This window comes from Ekhidna sp., assembly GCF_965247405.1.
Taxonomy (GTDB): domain Bacteria; phylum Bacteroidota; class Bacteroidia; order Cytophagales; family Cyclobacteriaceae; genus Ekhidna.
Genome location: NZ_OZ252014.1, coordinates 2135842 through 2156896 on the forward strand (window position 1 = coordinate 2135842; position 21055 = coordinate 2156896).

General features: G+C 42.5%; 20 protein-coding genes. 7 read left to right on the forward strand and 13 right to left on the reverse strand.

Translation table 11 applies throughout. The features are described 5' to 3' along the window. Positions 1–45: 45 nt before the first annotated feature. Entirely contained in the window at positions 46–939 is an 894-nt protein-coding gene (locus ACP14Y_RS09665; protein WP_424962755.1) for a gliding motility lipoprotein GldB, read from the reverse strand. A 185-nt stretch (positions 940–1124) separates the two neighbouring features. On the opposite strand from ACP14Y_RS09665, the gene ACP14Y_RS09670 reads away from it, so the two are divergent. Beyond that, the gene (locus ACP14Y_RS09670; protein WP_424962756.1) at positions 1125–1739 is read left to right on the forward strand and encodes a porin family protein; all 615 of its coding nucleotides are present in this window, start codon (positions 1125–1127) and stop codon (positions 1737–1739) included. Here ACP14Y_RS09670 and ACP14Y_RS09675 read toward each other — a convergent pair. From ACP14Y_RS09675 to ACP14Y_RS09685, 3 genes are read right to left on the reverse strand one after another with little or no spacing between them, the layout of a single operon-like run. After that, the gene (locus tag ACP14Y_RS09675; protein ID WP_424962757.1) at positions 1736–2176 is read right to left on the reverse strand and encodes a YybH family protein; all 441 of its coding nucleotides are present in this window, start codon (positions 2174–2176) and stop codon (positions 1736–1738) included. The genes ACP14Y_RS09670 and ACP14Y_RS09675 overlap by 4 nt on opposite strands. A 33-nt stretch (positions 2177–2209) precedes the next feature. Continuing rightward, positions 2210–4183, reverse strand: a complete 1974-nt coding sequence (locus tag ACP14Y_RS09680; RefSeq protein WP_424962758.1) for an alpha-ketoacid dehydrogenase subunit alpha/beta — start codon at positions 4181–4183, stop codon at positions 2210–2212. Positions 4184–4216: 33 nt separating this feature from the next. Then, a complete protein-coding gene (locus ACP14Y_RS09685; RefSeq protein ID WP_424962759.1) occupies positions 4217–5239 on the reverse strand; it encodes an SPASM domain-containing protein in 1023 nt (340 codons plus the stop codon). A 26-nt stretch (positions 5240–5265) separates the two neighbouring features. On the opposite strand from ACP14Y_RS09685, the gene ACP14Y_RS09690 reads away from it, so the two are divergent. Further along, a complete protein-coding gene (locus ACP14Y_RS09690) occupies positions 5266–6465 on the forward strand; it encodes a DUF4105 domain-containing protein (RefSeq protein ID WP_424962760.1) in 1200 nt (399 codons plus the stop codon). On the opposite strand, the gene ACP14Y_RS09695 is transcribed toward ACP14Y_RS09690, so the two are convergent. The 5 genes from ACP14Y_RS09695 to ACP14Y_RS09715 all read right to left on the reverse strand — a co-directional run bounded on the left by ACP14Y_RS09695 (position 6462) and on the right by ACP14Y_RS09715 (position 12015). Next, positions 6462–6743, reverse strand: coding sequence for a DUF427 domain-containing protein (locus ACP14Y_RS09695; RefSeq protein WP_424962761.1), 282 nt, complete (start codon positions 6741–6743; stop codon positions 6462–6464). The genes ACP14Y_RS09690 and ACP14Y_RS09695 overlap by 4 nt on opposite strands. A gap of 32 nt (positions 6744–6775) precedes the next feature. Further along, positions 6776–8137 carry a sensor histidine kinase gene (locus ACP14Y_RS09700; protein WP_424962762.1) on the reverse strand — a complete coding sequence of 454 codons (1362 nt, stop codon included), beginning with the start codon at positions 8135–8137 and terminating at the stop codon, positions 6776–6778. 120 nt (positions 8138–8257) lie between these two features. Next, the gene (locus ACP14Y_RS09705; protein WP_424962763.1) at positions 8258–9067 is read right to left on the reverse strand and encodes a hypothetical protein; all 810 of its coding nucleotides are present in this window, start codon (positions 9065–9067) and stop codon (positions 8258–8260) included. A gap of 86 nt (positions 9068–9153) precedes the next feature. Further along, on the reverse strand, positions 9154–11400 hold the full coding sequence (locus ACP14Y_RS09710) for a M1 family metallopeptidase (protein ID WP_424962764.1): 2247 nt from the start codon (positions 11398–11400) through the stop codon (positions 9154–9156). 27 nt (positions 11401–11427) lie between these two features. Then, the gene (locus ACP14Y_RS09715; protein ID WP_424962765.1) at positions 11428–12015 is read right to left on the reverse strand and encodes a HupE/UreJ family protein; all 588 of its coding nucleotides are present in this window, start codon (positions 12013–12015) and stop codon (positions 11428–11430) included. 104 nt (positions 12016–12119) lie between these two features. Here ACP14Y_RS09715 and ACP14Y_RS09720 point away from each other — a divergent pair, with 104 nt between their 5' ends. Then, complete coding sequence (locus ACP14Y_RS09720) at positions 12120–12608, forward strand: DUF6702 family protein (RefSeq protein ID WP_424962766.1); 489 nt, start codon at positions 12120–12122, stop codon at positions 12606–12608. Here ACP14Y_RS09720 and ACP14Y_RS09725 read toward each other — a convergent pair. Genes ACP14Y_RS09725 through ACP14Y_RS09740 form a run of 4 tightly spaced genes read right to left on the reverse strand, consistent with a single transcriptional unit; the run spans position 12605 to position 15241 of the window. Continuing rightward, positions 12605–13042, reverse strand: coding sequence for an energy transducer TonB (locus ACP14Y_RS09725; protein ID WP_424962767.1), 438 nt, complete (start codon positions 13040–13042; stop codon positions 12605–12607). The genes ACP14Y_RS09720 and ACP14Y_RS09725 overlap by 4 nt on opposite strands. A 12-nt stretch (positions 13043–13054) precedes the next feature. Further along, positions 13055–13588: an RNA 2',3'-cyclic phosphodiesterase gene (gene thpR / locus ACP14Y_RS09730; RefSeq protein ID WP_424962768.1), complete on the reverse strand. Its 534-nt coding sequence runs from the start codon at positions 13586–13588 to the stop codon at positions 13055–13057. Continuing rightward, positions 13581–14381 (reverse strand): alpha/beta hydrolase, encoded by an 801-nt coding sequence (locus tag ACP14Y_RS09735; RefSeq protein WP_424962769.1) that lies wholly within the window; start codon positions 14379–14381, stop codon positions 13581–13583. The genes thpR and ACP14Y_RS09735 overlap by 8 nt, the downstream gene beginning before the upstream one ends. Positions 14382–14386: 5 nt before the next feature. Beyond that, positions 14387–15241 carry an alpha/beta hydrolase gene (locus ACP14Y_RS09740; RefSeq protein WP_424962770.1) on the reverse strand — a complete coding sequence of 285 codons (855 nt, stop codon included), beginning with the start codon at positions 15239–15241 and terminating at the stop codon, positions 14387–14389. 51 nt (positions 15242–15292) lie between these two features. Between ACP14Y_RS09740 and ACP14Y_RS09745 the strand changes: the two genes are divergently transcribed. The 4 genes from ACP14Y_RS09745 to ACP14Y_RS09760 all read left to right on the forward strand — a co-directional run bounded on the left by ACP14Y_RS09745 (position 15293) and on the right by ACP14Y_RS09760 (position 21035). Beyond that, positions 15293–17746: a zinc-dependent metalloprotease gene (locus tag ACP14Y_RS09745; protein ID WP_424962771.1), complete on the forward strand. Its 2454-nt coding sequence runs from the start codon at positions 15293–15295 to the stop codon at positions 17744–17746. Positions 17747–17972: 226 nt separating this feature from the next. Beyond that, positions 17973–18800, forward strand: a complete 828-nt coding sequence (locus ACP14Y_RS09750; RefSeq protein WP_424962772.1) for a prephenate dehydratase — start codon at positions 17973–17975, stop codon at positions 18798–18800. Then, entirely contained in the window at positions 18793–19950 is a 1158-nt protein-coding gene (locus ACP14Y_RS09755; RefSeq protein ID WP_424962773.1) for a pyridoxal phosphate-dependent aminotransferase, read from the forward strand. The genes ACP14Y_RS09750 and ACP14Y_RS09755 overlap by 8 nt, the downstream gene beginning before the upstream one ends. Continuing rightward, on the forward strand, positions 19947–21035 hold the full coding sequence (locus tag ACP14Y_RS09760) for a chorismate mutase (RefSeq protein ID WP_424962774.1): 1089 nt from the start codon (positions 19947–19949) through the stop codon (positions 21033–21035). Before ACP14Y_RS09755 ends, ACP14Y_RS09760 begins: the two co-directional genes overlap by 4 nt. Positions 21036–21055: the final 20 nt, after the last annotated feature.

Consider the following 21055-nt stretch of genomic DNA (forward strand, 5'->3'; position numbering starts at 1 on the left):
ACCCCTAGCCTCGAAGCGTCGAACCGCTCCAAGGAGGGGAATAAATTAGCTTCCTGATGGTTTGTATTTCGATTCGGTGAAGATTTTATTAAAATCCGTTTCTGACATCACTTGCTGTACTGAGGCTCCAGTTCTTTCGGCATAAGCTTCTACGATCTCCCAGCCAACCCATCTCCCAATTCTACCCGGACACTTATCTCCGATCTCATAAACGTTTGGTCGTTCGCCCAGAAATCGTTGTTTCATAGTATGATCCGTTTCATACAGCCACTCATTCTGAACAAAATTGGCCCAAATGATGGCATCATTTGCGTAAATATCTTCCCATTCTTCTTCGGAGTACCCGATCAAAATATTTCCGGGTGTACATGGTAGAAGTTTAGCGAGGAGGTAGTAAGATTTTCCGTAATCAATCATCTCTGCCAGCATAGCATCTCCTTTCGATTTAGCAATGTATTGGCTTGAGATGAATTGAAGAATACTAGCCGCCAGATGCTCAGTTGTATATCGCTGAAGAATATAATGAGGGATTTGTTGTGGCTTGTAAGTGGCATTTGGTCCTACGAAAAAATCCATTCCAATCATAATATGCTCATTGGAAATGAAGAGGTCATTGTAAAGTCCGGTCACGCATGTCTGAACCACGGGAGAGGGTGTGTTTGGATAAAAAACTTTCAACCTTCCCAGTCCTTCTTCCATGGTGGCAACTACTTCATTAAAGTTTTCGAATGCTGCGACTGACTCCTGGTAGAGGGTATCAATGGATGGGTTTTTTATTAACCCAAACATACGGTTCGCCAGAATCGAATCAGCAGGGTACTGGTCTGAGTGAAGAAAGAGTTGGGCAAAATCCGGATTGTTTTGTAGAAACCGCTCGACTTCCTTGCTTGACTTACTGTCAAAGAGGTCTTGCTCAAGCCTTTCAACTCTGAGTATCACCTTTTCCGGTTCAACCGACTCTCTACACGTTTGTCTTGTACAAGACGCTAATAAAACAACACAAATCATTAGGTGGACTACTCGCATACTATCTATTTTTGACGGCAAATTTAACAGGGTAAACCTGTTTCCTTCACTGAGGTCTAATTTTTGCCTAGTGAAATAATAAAAACTGGATAACGAACATGAAGAAGTTTATATTTTCTCTCCTAATTTTTGCCTCTCTTGGTTCTATGGCACAGATTAAGCTTGGTCTGAAACTGGCCCCTGTGATTGCAGCGAATCGCGCTAAGAATGACGCACAAACTGTAGAAAATGATGGTTCGAAGATGAAGTTCTCTGTAGGATTGATTGCCGATAAGACATTATCAGATACCTATTTTTTGAGCTCGGGGTTAATCTACTTACCAAAGCGTGTGGCGTTTCGTGATGCAACAGGAACAATAGAAGAAGAATATAAACTTCAATATTTACAAATTCCTGCAACGCTCAAGCTATTCACCAATGAAATTGCTCCCGATCTCAAAGGATTTCTTCAGATCGGATCTGCGCTGGAGATTTTGGTTTTCAATGAGGAAGAAGATCCATCTTATACTACAGTTGAAAAATTTACACCGATTGATGTCCCTGTTATTTTAGGTGCCGGTATCGAGTTTAGGGCTGGCATAAATACTGCCATATTCGGAGGGTTTTCCTACCAGAGAGGACTGGTAAATGTGGTTAATGGTGCTGCAGACGGATTTGGTGATCTTCAGCTTAGAAACACGGTTTTTTCTATTGATCTTGGTGTTAAGTTTTAATCATAAACATACTTCCAATCGCCATTTTCATCTCTTTTCCAGACGGTATGGAAAATGCCAGAGGCGTTGATTTCAGTGCTATCTGATGCGGTTGCACGAAAAGTATAATTGCCATAAGTGTAGGCCATGTCGCCGCTTGATGAAACATCGATAAAATCAGGTTTCCATTGCAACAATACATTTTTGAGCGCCTGATTATCGAAGTAGTTTGCGATCGCTTCTTTCCCGGCGATAATTGAGTCTCGGCGATTTAGCACTGCGTTTTCATGGGCAAAGGTTAAGAATGCTTCTTTGACGCCATATTCCGCAGCATAATCATTGAAGGCCTTTTCTGCCGCTGCTATTTCCTGTACTAGACTTTCAGGCTCCTTCTTCTGAACAGTAGAGCAACTCGAAATTGTAACCAAAGCAATGCCGATTATGATAAATGTTTTCATAACCCAATAACAATTAAAATTGGGCTCCCCCCTCTAGTAGTTTACCAGGCTTATCAACCGGTCTTCCAGTCGTTCATTAGGCAAAAAACTCTTCTCCAGATCTGTTGCAAAAGGGACTGGGGTATCCAAACTAGCTTCTCTCATTACTGGAGCATCCAATGACTCAAACCAATGCTCACCAATCCAGGCGGCAATTTCAGCACCGATTCCTCCAGTTAGACAATCTTCATGGAGAACTAATACCCGACCAGTTTTTTGAACAGATTTTCGAACAGTCTCCTTATCCCATGGAAGCAATGTTCTAAGATCCACAACCTCCAATGAGTGTTTAGCTTGTTTTGCATATTGCATAGCCCAGTGAACGCCCATGCCATAGGTAACGATTGTACAGTCAGTACCCTCATGACAAACCACCGCCTTACCAACCTCGGTGGTATAGTAAGCATCAGAAACATCCTCTGTTAATGAGCGGTACAGTGCTTTATGCTCGAAGTACAAGTAAGGATTTGGATCCTCAATAGCTGCTGCCAGCAAGCCTTTGGCATCTACAGGATTTGAAGGGTAGACAATTTTCAATCCGGGAGTATGGAAAAACCATGCTTCATTGGATTGTGAATGGAAAGGACCAGCCCCCACGCCAGCTCCTGTTGGCATCCTCACCACCACGTCGGCATTTTGACCCCAACGGTAGTGGATCTTAGCCAGGTTATTGACAATCTGATTGAAACCTTCTGTTACGAAATCAGCGAATTGCATTTCTACCACAGCCTTCATTCCGGCGATGCTTAGCCCAAGACCCGTTCCAACAATCGCTGCTTCACAGAGTGGAGTATTTCTTATTCGCTCTTTGCCAAACTGCTCCATGAAACCTTCGGTGATCTTAAATACTCCACCATAGTCAGCAATGTCCTGACCCATCACGATCAGTTCAGGATGTTTTTCCAATGATTGGCTTAGCCCATCAGAAATGGCGTCTACGAACCGTTTAGACGATTTTTTTCCTTTCGGAGCAGTCACTTTCTGTTCAAATGGAAAATACACATCCGCCAGCTCCGTATCTGTATTTGCCTTGATGGTCTCCTCTGCGAAAGCTGCCTTCACAGCTTCATTGATTTCCTTTTGGATGGACTTTCTGATAGCTCCAATTTCATCATTTGTGCAAACACCTTCTTTGATCAAGAAACTTTCAAAACCCTTAACAGGATCTTTCTTTGCCCACTTTTCCATCAGCTCTTTGGGAACATATTTTGTTCCTGAAGCTTCCTCATGCCCCCGCATTCGAAACGTTTTTGCTTCAAAAATGATCGGACGAGGATTTTTTCGAATGTCTGCTACCAGTGGCTCCAATTCATTTAATACCTCAAGGATGGAATTGCCTTCCACGCTGTAAGCTTCCATGCCATAAGCAGGGCCTTTAACAACAAATGAATCAAAGTTGAATTGCTCACGACTTGGGGTGGAAAGTCCGTAACCATTGTTTTCGATCACAAAAACAACAGGCAGCTTCCAGACTGATGCCACATTCACCGCCTCATGAAAGTCACCTTCACTGGTGCCTCCATCTCCTGTAAACACAAGGCTCACTTTTTTTTCTTTTCTCAACAGGTGAGAAAGAGCAATCCCGTCTGCGATTCCCAACTGAGGTCCTAGATGGGAGATCATCCCAACGATATTGTAATCCTGGGTTCCGAAGTGGAAGCTTCGATCTCTTCCCTTAGTGAAACCATTCATTTTGCCCTGAAACTGTGAAAAAAGACGCTGAAATGGAACGCCCCGAGTGGTGAACACCCCCAGGTTTCTGTGCATTGGTAGGATATATTCTTCTTTATCGAGGGCTAGAGCTGCACCTACTGATATGGCTTCCTGACCAATGCCGGAAAACCATTTGCTGATTTTTCCCTGGCGGAGGAGGATCAACATTTTTTCCTCGATCAACCGTGGGGTGACCAACGCCTGATGAATGGTGAGTAATTCTTCGTCGGTTCGGTTATTTCGTTCGAATTTCATGAGTTGTGTGAATTGCAATGCGAAATAAGTGCATCAGGCCCAAACCTTCAGCCCCTCTGTGCAGTTTTTGCAAATTTCTATTTCTGAACGGGATGTCAAAAGCGCTTTGCGGAAATTTTGATAAGGCTTGGAATGCCATATTTCATTAAAAGACTGTTCACTTACGTTTCCCATACTATGTGATGCATCTTTATCGAAGCAGCATGGAATGACCTGACCATCCCAGGTAACAACGCAGGACTGCCACATCTTCCAACATTTATTTTCCAGCTGATTTTTAATGGAGTAAGTCCCGTTTCCATTGGGTTTGTATCGTGAGTATTTATCAATGGTTGGTATAAGATCACTTCCATTTTTGTAATCGTAGACCTGGGCAGTTTTGAACGCTACCTTATCCACTCCATACTTCATAGCTAATCGCTTGATTGTTGGAATTTCATGCTCATTTGGCTTTACAACGAGGAGCTGCCACACTACTTTAGGGCTCTTTGAATGTAATTTTTTCCGCCATTTTAAAATGTTTCTGGTTCCCTCCAGCACTTTAGTCAGATCTCCTTCTTTTCGGTAGGATTCGTATGTTTCCTGAGAAGCACCATCAATGGAAATAATCAGTCGATTGAGGCCACTTTCCACTGTTTTTTTTGCGTTTTTATCATCAAGAAAATGGGCATTAGTAGACGTAGTGGTATAAATATTATGTCCATCAGCAATTTTTACCATGTCCAAAAACTTCGGGTTGAGGTAGGGTTCACCCTGAAAGTAGAAAGTGAGATAAATTAGCTGATCACTGACATCCTGCATTATTTTTTTAAAGAGGGAAATATCAAGCTTTCCAGTAGGGCGAGTAAAAGAGCGCAATCCACTGGGACATTCGGGACATCTGAGGTTGCAGGCTGTTGTTGGTTCAATAGCCATGCTGATAGGAAAACCTGAAATCTCCGCTTTTCCATTTTTAACAGCCCTTTGATAGCTCTGCCAGATTTTCCATGCATTGGATATCCTTTTTGGCGTTAGTTTTGATGCGAGCGAGATGCTATCGTGTAGATTGACCAACATTGTAAAACAAAGTAAACACTAGAATCATGAGATTCGTATTTCTGGCCCTTCTTATTTCAATTTCTACATTTTGTGAAGCTCAGATTAGACTATCAGAGGAGGCTGAAATTGCTGTGGTGACAATTGGCCCCTATCAGGGTGAACCATGGTCTGCGTTTGGTCATAATGGCTTTAGAGTCACGGATCCTGCCAACGGGATCGATTGGTTTTATGACTATGGATTGTATGATTTTAACCAGGAAAACTTCTTTTTAAACTTTGCCAGAGGACTGCTCAAGTACAAAGTGGGGGTGCGAGAGTGGAGCAGAACATACAGGGTTCAACGGTATTTTAAGCGTTATATCAAGCTTCAGTATCTAGACCTCACAACGCAAGAGACACAGAAGCTTTTTGATTTTCTTCAGAATAATGTTAAGCCAGAAAATGCAGAGTACCTCTATCATTATGTGTACGACAACTGCGCCACTAAAATCAGGGACGTGGTACAAGAAAACTTCCCTGGGAGAATCACTTTTGATCTAAGTTATAAGGAGGAGGGAAAGACGTTTAGGCAGCTAATGGATGATTATTTAGGTCAGCAGGATTGGGGGGACTTTGGAATTGATGTGGGACTGGGAATGGAAGTGGATCAGGAAGCAATAGCTGAGGAATACATGTTTCTTCCACCATACATTCATAAAGCTTTTTCAGGGGCCACAATTTTGAGAGACGGTGAGAAGGTACCTCTCGTAAAAAAATCAGTGGATGCATTTGTCCCGAAAGAAGAGAGCTCATTATCTGTTTGGATCACTCCATTCGAATTCTTCGTCATTCTTTTTTTCATTGTGGGTCTGATCACTCATAGAAACCTGAAATCAGGTAAGCGAACGAAGTGGATTGATATGATCCTATTCGGTTTTGCCGGGTTCGTTGGATGGTGGGTCGTTTATTTATGGTTTGGGACCGAGCACATGTCTAAAAATAACCTTGATATTCTTTGGGCTATACCTTTTCATTTTCCACTGATCTTTTTCATTGGAAGGGAAAGGTTGAGAAACTTTTTCCGGGTCTATTTTAAAGTAAATGCATACTGGTACTGCGGGTTGCTTTTGGTATGGGGCTTTTTACTTCAGCCGATACACCAATCCTTAGTGCCTTTTGTATTGACACTGGTTTTGCGTAGCTTTTATATTGCTTATGACTTGAAGAAACCAAAAGTCAAGCTCCCCACTAATGGAAAAGCTTAGCTTTCTACCTTAACACCGTTCCAGAAAGCCACATAGTTTTCTATGTTCTTGGCTAGTTCGCTCGCATTTGGATAGTACCAGGCAGCATCTTTGTTTTCTTCACCGTTCACCTCTAAGCTGTAGTAACTGGCCTGACCTTTCCAAGGGCAATGTGTGTGGGTGTCTGTCTCTTTGAAATATTCCTGTTTGATCGAAGAAGGAGGAAAATAATGGTTACCCTCTACTACCACAGTTTCATCACTTTCGGCAATAACTTCGCCATTCCAAATTGCTTTCATAGTTTTTTCTTTGATACAATAATGGAATTTATCTAGGAATGGTTTGCCCCATGGTCAACTAAATGAATTCTGAATGTCGTGCCCATTCCTTTTTCAGAAGAAACTTCAATGCTTCCTCCCATCGTTTCGAGTGCGTCTTTTACCAGGTAAAGACCCAGGCCAGTACCATTGGAGGACCTGTGAGCTCGATAAAACATGTCGAAGATTTTTGGAAGGTGCTTTTCATCAATTCCCGGTCCATTATCCGATAGAGCAACATGATATCCTTTATCAGCCTTACTTATTTTGACCTTGATTTCCGCCTGATCGGCTTGATGGTGATACTTGATCGCATTGGAGAGCAGGTTGGTTAAAATGGTATGCAATCGGGCTGCATCAGTATACAAGCGAGTATTTTCTGCCGCATCAATGACTAGTTTCGGTGATCCATTATTTGGATCTATCAAAGATTCGAATTCTTTGGATACTTCCTCCTTCAGGTCTACCTGATCGATTTGCAGATCCGTTTTTTGTCCTTTTCTTAATGTGATAATATCACGGATCACATTGTCTGCCTGGATTAGTCGATCTTGAATGGCATTAAAGTACTCCTCTTTTTTATCCGGATCATCAATGGAACGAATGATAGAAATAATGCCCGAAATGGTTGTAAGTGGCGCGCGCAAATCATGTGATGAACGATAGAGAAACGTGTCGAGCTCAGTATTAGCTTTTTTAAGATTATGCTGCTCCACTTCCAGTACGCTGATGATCATTCCCAGTCCCATGAGGGCCTGTAAAAAGATGTCTATAACTCCTGCCGCAAAGTAAGGAACCTCTAAAGGATAATCTTTTTCATAAAGTTCGAGAAACGTTTCAATGAAATAGTTGCCTTGCAATAGACCATAGAACAAGAAGGAGAAAATAATGAAGCGTATGCCGATTCCCGTATTGGTCATCCTTAGCAACAAGAAGGAGCAAGAAATAAATACGATTCCTGCAAGCAATGACTTAATACCAACCCGATATAGAATTCTGAATGATCCTGCATCAGGGTTGTTAAAGGATAGAAAAACAAGAAGGATTGCAAGTGGAACGATCGAGTAGGAAATAGCTTTTACCAACTTGCGGTTTAACTTCCTGCTTCTGGATATTTCCAATGTGCCGGAGTAGAGCCACAGAATTTGTAAAAAACTTGCCGTAACAGTGACGATTGAGATTGTTATTCTGAAAGGATGGTCGAGAGGTAAAAGGAATGCGTTGGCTAATGAAATACATGAACCAAGCATATTAGCAAATAGGGCCAGCCAACTCCAGGACCAGAGCAGGTAAAAATCGTTTTGATATTGCCGGTAAAATTTTCTAAGTATGAGCATGATGACCAAGGCAAGAAGCGCTTGTGTCAAATACTGCATAAATACGATTTTGACGGACTCAGGAAACATAGTTGTCCCAGCAATTAACCTTAAATTAAGCTAATTCGAAAATTTGTAGTCCAACAATCGGTGAATCAAATAATTTATGGCATAGAGCTCTTACAGCGTCACATCAAAATTTGTGAAAGTACCCTCCGGAACGGAACCCATGACCTCTATGTCAGAAAGCTTATATTGTCCGCGATCACCGGAAAGAAGAATGTCGCCATATTTTTGATAGTCTGCCCATGGAGTTACAAAACGCGGCTCAAGTGTGCTTGAATCCGGGTAGTATGCCCACTGTGTTACCAATTTAGAATCCGTATCTACCCATACCTCATAGACATTCTCAGGGGTGACTCCCACACCTTCAAAGGATAGACTGAGTACATCTGCAGCTTCACCGGTCTTTGTAGTATCCTCCCGGAGGTATTTCAGCGTAACTCCAGTGTCTTTTAGTTTGAAAGGCATTACCAGCCAGTAAGAGTCATTGACCCACATTTCGTAACCTCTTTGTAGATATATATCCAGCGAGTCTGGAGTAATTTCCTGTCCGGATTTTAACACTTTTCCTTCCTTCGAATTGATATTCATGAGTATCGTTAATTCATCGGAAGGAACTTCAATGCGAACATCTCCTGTCCACTTATCCCAGGTGTGATCCCTCCTTCCAAAAAAATTCCATTTAATGTAGCGAGTATTGTCCCATGCCTTTCGACCACCCATTGCAAGCATTGTTTTGTCTGCCAGTAAAGTGGCTAAAAGATCCGATCCTTCCTGATCGAAACCCTTAACAGGTGGATTGTTGTATTCAATGAATTCTCCACCATCAACTATAGCGGTTGAGTCTGCATTTTCAGATGAAGATGATCCGGTGGAGCAAGCAGAGAGAATGATGATCGATAGCACAAAGAATAACTGATTTTTCATGACAAGTAATGTTTGTCCTAAAGATAGGAAATAAAAAAAGGAGACCGTGGTAGTCTCCCTTTATAGTTTAGGTTGGTTGTGTTCGTTTATTCTTGTCCTTGTTTAAACTGCTCGAATCTATCTCCTTCATTTGACCGGGGAAACACATTGTTGTCTGTGTATGCGTCAGCAGTCATTTCATTCGGATCAATCACAATTTTAGCGACTTCTTTGTCTTTCATGAAAACTTTTGTCACTTCTTTTTCATTGATCCTCCAGATTTCTGCAGGAATTTTCTCCAGCTCTGTTGTTCCATCGGTATAAGTCCACTGGATAATAACCGGTGTAACAAGCCCACCCTGATTCTTTAAAGTAAGTTCATAAAAGTTTTTACCTTCTGCTGATTGCTTGATTTTGTTCTGATCCATGGTCTGTCGGTATTCGCCATATCCACCATTCCATTCCTGAAACACGAACGGCTGGGGATCACTTCCAAAATCTTTTTTTCCATCATTCTTGCCGTCAATCCCCTGACCTGAACCTTTGATATTTCTCGTTTCCAAACCGTTTTCTTCGGTCTGCATCTGAAACCATCGTACGTTTGCCAGATCAACATCAACATAGTCTGTACCATAGAACCAGCCTCTCCAGAACCAATCTAAATCTACAGCGGAGGCATCTTCCATTGTGCGGAAGAGGTCTGCGGGAGTTGGATGTTTAAAGGCCCATCGTTGTGCATATGTTTTAAATGCTTTATCAAACAATTCTGGACCCATTACTGTGGTTCTAAGGATATTCAATGCTGTGGCCGGTTTGGCATAGGCATTTGCTCCAAATTGCCTGATTTGCTCAGAGTTGGTCATAATAGGTCGAACCAGTCCGTTTTCACCACGCATATAGTCAACGATTTTGTGAGCAGGTCCTCTTCTGGAGGGAAATTCATATCCAAGCTTATCAGTAAGCTCCTGCTCCGTCAGGTATTGTACAAAAGTATTAAGACCTTCATCCATCCATGTCCATTGGCGCTCATCAGAATTGATGATCATTGGAAAGAAGTTGTGTCCAACCTCATGGATGATCACACCGATCATACCATGCTTCTTACGATCTGAATAGGTTCCGTCTGGGTCTGGTCTTCCGTAGTTGAAGCAGATCATAGGATACTCCATTCCAATGGATGCGGTATGAACGGATATCGCAACCGGATATGGGTATTCAATGGTAAATTTTGAATAAGTCTTAAGCGTTTGAGCAACGGCTACTGTAGACCACTCTTCCCAAAGTGGATTTCCTTCTTTTGGGTAGTAAGACATAGCTAGTGGCTCACTTCCATTTTCCAGCTTCACTGCCATTGCGTCCCAGATGAACTTTCTGGATGCACAGAAGGCATAATCCCTTACATTTTCCGCTTTAAATTTCCAGGTCTTCGTTCCTGTTGCTTTTGTCTTTTCGTTTTTCTTTGCCTCTTTCTCCGTAACAATGATGACTGGATTGTCATAGCTTTTCTTAGCTAGCACAAAGCGCTCAAGTTGCTCTTCAGTCAGTACTTCACTGGCATTCTGTAACGTTCCTGTTGCTCCGACGATAAAGTCAGAAGGAACCGTAAGGTCCACCTCATAATCACCAAATGTCAATGCAAACTCGCCGCTACCCAAAAATTGCTTATTCTGCCATCCTTCATTATCGATATAAACGGCCATACGTGGGAAGAACTGTGCGATGGTGTATAAATAGTTGTCTTCGTCCTGGAAATACTCGAGTCCGGATCGGCCACCATCCGTCATTCGATTGTTGATATTATACATCCAGTCGATGCTGAAAGTCATATTCTCTCCCGATTTTAAAGGCTGAGTTAAATCGATTCGCATCATCGTTTTGTTGATGAGGTATGTCATGTTCTTACCTGCACTTTTCACCGATTTGATCTTAAATCCACCGTCATAATCCTGATCACCTGTGAGTCGAAAAACTGATAAAGCATTGAGGGTATCTCTCATTTCCCCGGTATTCCCAATCAATGGAGTATCAGAATCTCTGGCTCGAACGTTTTGATCCAGTTGTACCCATAGGTATTCCAGGTCATCGGGGGAATTGTTGTAATACGTGATGGTCTCACTCCCAGTAATTGTCTGATTGTTGTCATCCAGTACAATCTTCATTTTATAGTCAGCTTTTTGCTGCCAGTACTGATGTCCGGGTGCTCCGGAAGCCGTGCGATACACATTTGGGGTTGGCAGCTCGGTACCTAGTTGCTCAAACTTCTGCTCCCACTCTGTGTCTTTTTGTTTTCGATCCTGCGCCATCCCTACTGTGCCGACCAAAACCGCTACAATTAGTAGAATGCTATTCTTCATAGTTACGTTTTAGTTAAATAATGTTTTTCAGTTTAAATAATTCGTGTCCAGCATCAGCATGAGGGCAATTCCCCCTACTGCTGAAGATATGATCATTTTCCAATCTTTTCGGCTCACGCCTCCCAATCCAACGAAAATGAAACTTATTGCCATGAATAATCCAACAACTATTATCTGACCTACCTCTAATCCTACATTAAAGGCAAAGAGTTGGAGGATGATTGTCTTGTCGGTACCAAGAAGCGCTCGCAGGTAATTGGAAAATCCCAGTCCGTGAATGAGCCCGAAGAATCCGGCATACATATAGTTTCTCCAGATTTTACCCTCTGCTATGCGGTCTTCTTTGGTAAACAAATTGGAAATCGCCGTAATCAATATTGTGACCGGAATGAGAAACTCGATCAAGTCTGCATTGATCTTAATGATGCGCATGGTGGCCAGTGCCAAAGTGATGGAATGACCTATGGTAAATGCTGTGACCAGAATCAATACCTTTTTCCAATCAGAAGACTGATAGAGTGCGCAAAGAACCACCACAAATAGGATGTGGTCATAGCCATTGACATCCAAAATATGATCGAAACCCAGTCCGTAATACAAGCCAAATTCACTCATAGGGTAGCGAATATAAAACAAGGAGTTGATCTCCAGATTTATCCTAACACATGATTTGATGAACGGTATTGGAACCAGGCATGCTCTTTGTCTAGATTTGACACATGATTACACTAGCTCTTATTCTTTTTCAGTCGGTTTTTCACCCGTTTCATGTGAGTGTTTCTGACATCAAATACAAGGAAGACAAGAAGGTGATCCAGATCAGTACACGTATTTTTCTGGATGATCTGGAGCTTGCATTAAGAGCCTTTTCAGGCAATGAAAAGCTTGACATCATGAAGAAAGAAAGCTGGGATTTCATCAATGCCAATCTTGAAAATTATTTGCTGGATCGGATGAAGCTGTGGGATGAAAAAGGAAGGGAATATGAGCTCAACTATATAGGTGCGGAAATCGAAGAAGATGTGATGTGGTGTTACATCGAGATTGAGAAAGTGAAGAAACTCAAGCAGGTGAAAGTGTGGAACAGCATCCTTCATGAAGTTTATAGTGATCAGGAAAACTTAGTACACTTCCGTGCTTTTGATGATGTGCAAAGTGCGCGGTTATTTAAAGGAGAGGATGTGGAGGTTTTTGATTGGAAAGATTAATTGTCTTTTTTCTTTCTTTTTTTCTTTCGCGTCTTTGAAGGCTCTGCGAACTTGAATAAGATATTGTTGATAATCTTTTGTCTTGCCGGTTGTCCGTTAATTTTAGCAGGGTTCCATTTAGGCATTTTCTCGGTTACTCTTTTGGCTTCTTGATCACAGCCCGCTCCAATTCCCTTAACAACTTTTACATTGGAGATAGAGCCATCTTTCTCAACAACAAATTGAATATATACTCTTCCTTCTATTCCAAGTCTCTGAGCATTTTGAGGGTATCGTAAATTCTGTGCTAAATAATTATAGTATTCCTGAATTCCTCCAGGAAACTCAGCGGATTCATCAACCTTTAGGAACTTCTCATTTTTAAGTGAATCAGATTCTTGAGAATAAGAGATTAACGAAATGATAAAAAAGGTAGTGATTAATATTTTCTTCATCCCACAATCATATCAAAAATCCATCACATTCCATTTCTTGCCATCATGTTTTAAAATAGTGATTTCATTCACTGAGAATTGGGAATTCACTTCGCGATTATCGAATTCTTTCTTCGCTTCATAAAACATCGCTTTTTTTAAATCCCGAAAACCAATGGTAACATGAGGATGAAAAGGTCGGTCTTTATAGTTGGCATTGTCCAGTTTCAATTCCCTGCGGCAAGCATCAACCACTCTTTTCTGAAGCTCTTCAAGCTTTGCATTTTCTACCACGCTCACAAACACCACCCGAGGCTCGAAGAAGTCAAAATTTTTAAGTTCAACCTCGAACGGCTCAAGATCACTATTCAGGTTTTTCATCACCTCTGCTAGCTCATCGAAGCGTTTGTCTTTCCATTTGAAGGGCATGTGTAGTGTAATGTGAGGGGGTGATCTTAGTGCATGTTTGCTTCCATACTTTTCAGCAATTTCGTGCTTGAGCGCAGTGATCTCTTCCTGAATTTCCTGGGGTGGAACAACAGCTATGAAATAAAGCGACTCACTCATCGATCAAGACATTTTCCATTTCCTCCCAATAACTATCGAATGCCGCCAGGTCATTATGGTGTCCACCTTCAACTGAAATAAAAGTCGCTTTATCCCGATGCTCTTCAAAAAGTTTTCGACCGGATTCATAAGGCACCACCTCATCATCCGTCCCGTGAAAAATGTAAACTGGAGCTTTGACATCTTTCAGATATTGGTGATTGGGGAGACGATATTGTAAAAGTAAGGAAGCCGGATAGATGGGGAATAGCTTTTCAGCGACATCTGTCAAACTGTAAAAGGGTGTTTCCAAGATGACCTTTTCCGGATTGTTTTTGGAAGCCAGGTAGGAAGCAAATGCACAACCCAGTGATCGACCGAAGATGATGATCCGTTCTTCTCGTTCCAGCTTTTTGGCAAAAGAATAAATCTCCTCCGCATCGCTCAGTAATTTCTTTTGCGTTCGATTTCCTGTACTTTTTCCATATCCACGATAGTCAGATATCAATACTTCGTAACTCATGTCTACAAATGGTTCGGCCACTTCCCCCCACCGTGCCAGGTTGCCTGCGTTACCATGAAAGTAGACAATCAGCCCCTTTGAATCCTGAAGTTTGAAATGGAGCGCATTGATTACGGCTCCATCTTGCATGGTTAGGTTATGCTCTTCAAAATCCTTTTCGAAAGAATATTCAAAATCCTCAGGGAGTTGTTCCGGTAAGAAGATCAGGCTTTCTTGGAGCAGGTAAATAGCTAATCCAATCAACAGATAGATGCATAGCAATGCAACAGTAAGTATTCGAAATGCAGACACTTCTTTTAATTTTTCTTTCTACTAAAATTTAGACTTGACTTCTCAGGATCAATGGGCTTCAGTTCATCAGAATGCAACGCTTCCTCAAGCATCCGATGATATTCCTCAAAAGTATGCAGGTTATTATGTCCGCCACCAATTACCGAATAGACCCGTGTTAAGGAAGGGTTTTTCTCTGCCAGTGCCAAACTGGATTTATAAGGGATAAGTTTGTCTTTCGTACCATGGATGATCTTAATGGGACAGTCAACGTATTTGATCCATTTGTATGTAGTCAGGGGGAATTTTAGAATAAGGGAGGCAGGTAGAAATGGAATGTATCTCTTGGCTACTTTCTTCATGCTGTAGTAAGGTGATTCCAGCACCAGCATTTTCGGATTGTTATTGCTAGCCAGCTTAGCGGCAAACCCTGACCCCATGGATCGACCGTAAATGATCACATACTTTTCAGGCACTTTACTTTTCAGCACTTCATACACCTTTTGCAAATCGCTTTTAATCTCTTTTTCAGATCGTCTGCCTGTACTTTTTCCAAACCCCCGATAGTCCACCATTACTACATCAAAGCCGAGCCGGTTAAAATCAATCGCGAATTTCCCCCAGCCTTTAATGGAGCGGGAGTTACCCTTGAGATACATCACCACCCCCTTGGGTTTGTCTACACTGAAGTGAACGCCATTGATGCGCACATCATCACCAATGTAGAGATTGTGTTCCTGCACATTTTGTTCCGGATACTTAAACTGGAAATCAGATGGAAGCTTTTCAGGTTTGAACAAAAACTTCTCCTGTAAGAAATAAGCCGCTACATTAACGATAACATAGATTGATACAATTATTAATATGATTGTGGTGATCAATGCTTTACTTTAATGAATTGATAATTCGAACAGCTTTATAAATATACAACAATGAGAACCTATACCTTTCTAACCTTCATTCTTGTCTCATTCATGGTGGGTTGCCAGACTGCAAATACACCATCTTCTTCCTCATCGAGTCAGTCCGGCTCTATTGCAGACTTTACTTCAGGGATGCAAAAGCAAGAAGGCTTTTTCAACTTCTATTACGATGAGGAGGTGGGAAGAATGTTTCTGGAGGTAGATAAAACTGATCAGGAGTTTCTGTATGTGAATTCATTGGCTGCAGGAATAGGCTCCAATGATATAGGCCTGGATAGAGGTCAGCTTGGCGGTGAACGAGTAGTTAAGTTTGAAAAGCATGGAAATAAGCTATTGTTGATTCAACCAAACTATGACTATCGAGCAGTAAGTGATAATCAGGACGAAGTAAAGTCTGTCGCAGAGGCTTTTGCCAGCTCGGTGATTGGAGGGTTTGAGATCAAAACAAAAAGTGAAAATGCTTACCTGATTGATATTACGGATTGGCTATTGAGAGATTCTCACGATGTGAGTGGAAGATTGCAGGGATCGAGTCAAGGGAATTTTTCAGTTGATAAATCCAGGTCCGCTATCTACATGGATGCCACGTTTAACTTTCCAAAAAACACTGAGTTTGAGTCATTGCTGACATTCAGTGGAGATGCAAAAGGCTGGTGGTTGCGATCGGTAACACCAACACCGGACGCAGTTACCGTTAGAACGCATCACTCGTTCATCGAGCTGCCGGATGACAATTATACCCCAAGGATGTTCGATCCAAGATGTGGATTCTTCAATATCTCTTATCAGGATTATGCCACACCTATTGAGGAGTCGCTGTTGAAGCGATTCATCGTTCGCCACCGACTAGAGAAAAAAGATCCAAATGCTGCTATCAGTGAGCCGGTTGAGCCAATCATTTACTATGTGGATCGAGGCGCACCAGAGCCTGTTCGGTCTGCCTTGATCGAAGGAGCCAGCTGGTGGAACCAGGCGTTTGAAGCAGCTGGATACAAAGATGCATTTCAATTGAAAGTGATGCCGGAAGGGGCACATCCATTGGATGTTCGATACAATGTGATTCAATGGGTTCATAGATCTACTCGAGGCTGGAGTTACGGTAGCGGAATCACCGATCCACGAACAGGGGAAATGATCAAGGGACATGTGAGCCTCGGTTCACTCCGGGTACGTCAGGATTTTTTGATCGCCACTGGACTATTGCAGCCTTATGAAAATGGAGACGAATCTCCGAACGAAATGACAGAAATGGCACTGGCAAGATTGCGTCAGCTATCCGCACATGAAGTTGGACACACAATAGGGCTTGCTCATAATTTCGCTGCAAGTGTCAATGATCGAGCTTCGGTGATGGACTACCCACACCCATATGTGCAAATGGATGATCAGGGAAACATTGATCTGAGTGAGGCCTACGATGATAAGATTGGTGCCTGGGACAAAGTGACCATTACTTATGGGTACAGCGATTTTCCGGAGGGAGAGAACGAAGAAAAACTTAATGCCATTTTGGATGAAGCGTTTGACAATGATTTGAGGTACATCACAGATCAGGATGCTCGTCCAGCTAGCGGTCTACATCCGGAAGCACACTTGTGGGACAATGGCACCAATGCAGCAGTGGAGCTGAATCGTATGATGAAGATCAGAAGAACCATTCTGGATAAGTTTTCTGAAAAGGTCATTAAAAACGGAATGCCGATGAGCAGTATTGAAGAAGTGTTGGTACCAATGTATTTGTTTCATCGATATCAGGTAGACGGTACTTCTAAGTTGATCGGAGGACTGAATTACAGCTATGCCTTGAGAGGAAGCGATCAGGTCATTACAAACATGTTGTCAGCGGATGAGCAAATGGCGGCTTTAGAAGCGTTGCTGAATACAGTAAAGCCTGAGAATCTGAAGTTGCCTGAACAGTTGTTAGGTCAAATTCCGCCGAGAGCCTTTGGATATGGCAGATCCAGAGAAACATTCCAGTCACGAACCGGACCAGCTTTTGACTATCTGGCTGCAGTGGAGACAGCTGCTAGTTTGCCTTTCGGCTTCATTTTCAATCCAGATCGATTTAATCGTCTGTTGACTTATAAAGCAAGAGATTCAAAGCAGCCAGGGGTGGATGCGGTATTGGATCGAATAACCGCAGCTGTATGGATGAGTCCTTCCTCAAATGCGCAGGATCGAACCATCCAGAAAGTGGTGGAAATGGAAATGCTAAAGCAGCTCATGGGACTGGCGGTTAGTGACCGGGCTTATACCGAGGTGAAGGCCAAAGCACTGGCAAAAATCAAATCGGTCAAATCGTATGCCTCTGGTCGTACAGGAAGAAGCACGAATAACGATGGAGTATATTATCAATATGTAGTTAGTCAAATTGATCGATTCTTGGATGAACCGAATGAGTTTAAGATTCCAGATCCAATCAAAGCACCGGATGGCTCACCGATTGGGAGTTGTGATTTTTAATTCAGAAAAAATGAGTTTTAGTTGCATTTAAAAAAAATCTCGTTTCTATTTACTCACGTATGAACGCACAGGTATCATTTTACATTAGCTACTATTTTATTTATCCAAATCGGATAATGGGGTGGCTATAGTGTATCTGGTGTAAAGAAATTTTACAGAGGCCTCCCCAAAAGGGAGGCCTTTTTTGTTGTCGGCAGGCCCGACGGCCATTAAAGAGATTGAACAAATGAAACGAATTGCTATACAAGGAATAAGAGGGAGTTTTCATCATGAAGCAGCCCTTCACTTCTTCGGAGAAGAGCTGGAGTTGATTGAATGCGAAAGTTTCCAATCGGTAGTTCAATCTGTTACAGAAGGAGTCGCTGATAAGGGGATTATGGCCATTGAAAATTCTTTGGCCGGATGTATTCTGCCCAATTACCAGCTAATTCGTAAAAATGACGTGGAAGTTGTAGGGGAGGTTGGTTTGCGAGTGCATTTAAACTTAATGGCCCTTCCGGATACAAAATTAGAAGAATTAGAGGAGGTTCGATCTCACCAGATGGCGTTAAGGCAATGTGGCGATTTTTTTACCCGATACACAAACATTCGCCTTGTGGAGCATTTTGATACCGCAGGGAGTGCTTTGGAAATTAAAAAGAATAATCTGAAACGGATTGCTGCAGTAGCTGGAAGCTTAGCGGCCAAGGAATACGGGCTGGGGATAATAAAAGAAGGCATTGAAGACCATGACCTGAATTATACACGTTTTAAGATTCTACAAAGAAGGGGGGGTCTAAAGGAAGAGATTCCTGATAAAGTCTCCATTTACTTTCAAACCTCGCATGATCCGGGCTCTCTTGCGAAAGCACTTACAGTGATTAGTGGTTTGGGGATCAATTTGGGGAAGCTGCAATCTCATCCGGTACCAAGCAAAAACACGTTATATGGATTTTATGCTACGCTGGAGCTGACAGATGCTGACCAGCTTAAGGACCTGAAAACCATGATGAAGCGCATGATGTTGGAGTTTGAAATTTTAGGGGTTTACAAAAAGGGAGAGACCTATGGTTGATGAATTAAAAGCAAAACGACTAAGCGGAATCGGAGAATATTATTTCTCCCGAAAGCTTAAACAAATCGCTGACCTGAATGCGGAAGGTCATAATGTGCTGAATCTCGGAATTGGGAGCCCTGATTTACATCCACCTAAAAAGGTGCAGGAAGCGTTGATTCAAGGACTGACGGAAACCAATGCGAACCAATACCAGAGCTACAGAGGAATAGCAGAGCTCCGTGAGGCCTTCGTAAGCTGGTACAAGAAGTTTTTTGATGTAGCTCTGGATGCTGAGTCTGAAATACTCCCACTTATTGGATCGAAAGAGGGAATCATGCATATCTGCATGTCTCTGATCAATGAAGGAGATAGGGTTCTTGTCCCGAATCCTGGCTATCCCACTTACAGCTCTGCATCTCAGATTGCAGGCGCTGAGGTGTTCCATTATGAACTTACTGAGGAGAACAATTATTTGCCTGATTTTGACAAGCTGGAGACCATAGAAAACATAAAAATGATGTGGGTCAATTACCCGCACATGCCCACAGGCAAGGATGGAAGTGAGGCGTTATTTGAGCAGTTGAATGATTATTCATGCAGGAAAGGGGTGATTATCGTTAATGATAACCCGTATGGATTTATCCTAACCAACAAACAAAACAGCTTGTTGAAAAATCGGCTGGAGACTGATTTGGTTTTGGAACTAAACAGCCTTTCAAAATCGCATAACATGGCCGGATGGAGGTTGGGTGTGTTGGCAGGTAACAGGGATCTTATACAGACTGTACTTACATTCAAAAGCAACATGGATTCGGGTCAGTTTAAGCCATTAATGAGGGCAGCAATCGCTGCATTGGAAGTTGATTCCGATTGGTACAAATTCCTAAATAACGTTTACGAAGAGCGCAAGAAAAAAGTATTGGAAATAGCAGAATTGATTGGTTGCGACGTGACAAATGAACAGGTGGGAATGTTTGTATGGGCGAAAATACCAGGCGCATTTGATCACTCGGAAGCCTTTGCCGATCATTTATTGGATAAATACCGGATTTTTGTCCCTCCGGGAACTGTTTTTGGAACGGAGGGAAGTCAGCATATCAGGTTTTCGCTATGTAGTGACATGCCTGTCTGGGATGAAGTAATTGAGAGAATTAAAGAAAAATCATGAAGATAGAACCAATCAAAATTTTCCAGCAAAAACGTCCGGTCATCGTCTCAGGACCGTGTAGTGCCGAGACAGAAGAGCAGACGCTGGAAACGTGCAGAAGAGTGGCTGCCACCGGGAAAGTAGACATCCTACGGGCAGGAATCTGGAAGCCTCGTACCCGGCCTAACAGTTTTGAGGGGATTGGCAGTGAAGGACTCAAGTGGATGCGGAAGGCAAAGGAAGAAACAGGCCTTCCTATTTCGGTGGAGGTTGCCAATTTCAATCACGTCTTTGAGGCCTTAAAAGCGGACGTGGATATTTTATGGATAGGTGCTCGTACTACCGTGAATCCATTTTCTGTACAGGAAATTGCGAATGCGCTCGAAGGAACAGATGCCACAGTTTTCGTAAAAAATCCGATCAACGCAGATCTGGAATTATGGACCGGAGCGTTGGAGCGTCTGAATAGAGCAGGCGTGACCAAGTTGGGCATGATCCACAGAGGATTTGCACAGCATGGAAACAGCATTTATCGTAACGAGCCCAAATGGCAACTGGCAGTGGAAATGAAATTACGATTTCCGGATATACCAATGCTTTGTGATCCTAGTCACATAGCAGGTAATCGGGAACTGTTGCAGCCCATCTCCCAGCAGGCGTTGGATATGGATTATGAAGGGTTGATGATCGAATCACATATTGATCCGGAAAATGCATGGAGCGATAAGCAACAGCAAGTAACACCAGAGCAGCTAGATGAAATCCTTAATGAACTCACGATTCGACGACCTGAGGTTCCTGATATTGAGCTGAATGAAAAGCTAAAGCACCTGCGTAGACAGATTGACATGGTGGATGATGATCTGCTCGAACTGCTTGGCAACCGGATGAAAATCGCGGAGGAAATCGGAGAAGTGAAAAAAGAAAAAGGGGTGACTATCCTTCAGACCAATCGATGGGAAGAGATCATTGAGAAAGCCTCTGCGAAAGGAAAACTTCAGGGATTGTCGGAACGTTTCATGATCCGATATCTGAATGCCATTCACCAGGAATCAATCGACCATCAAAACGAAGTGATGAATCGATCCGAGTTAGAGGAAGAATAAAACATCTGAATGCGATTGTG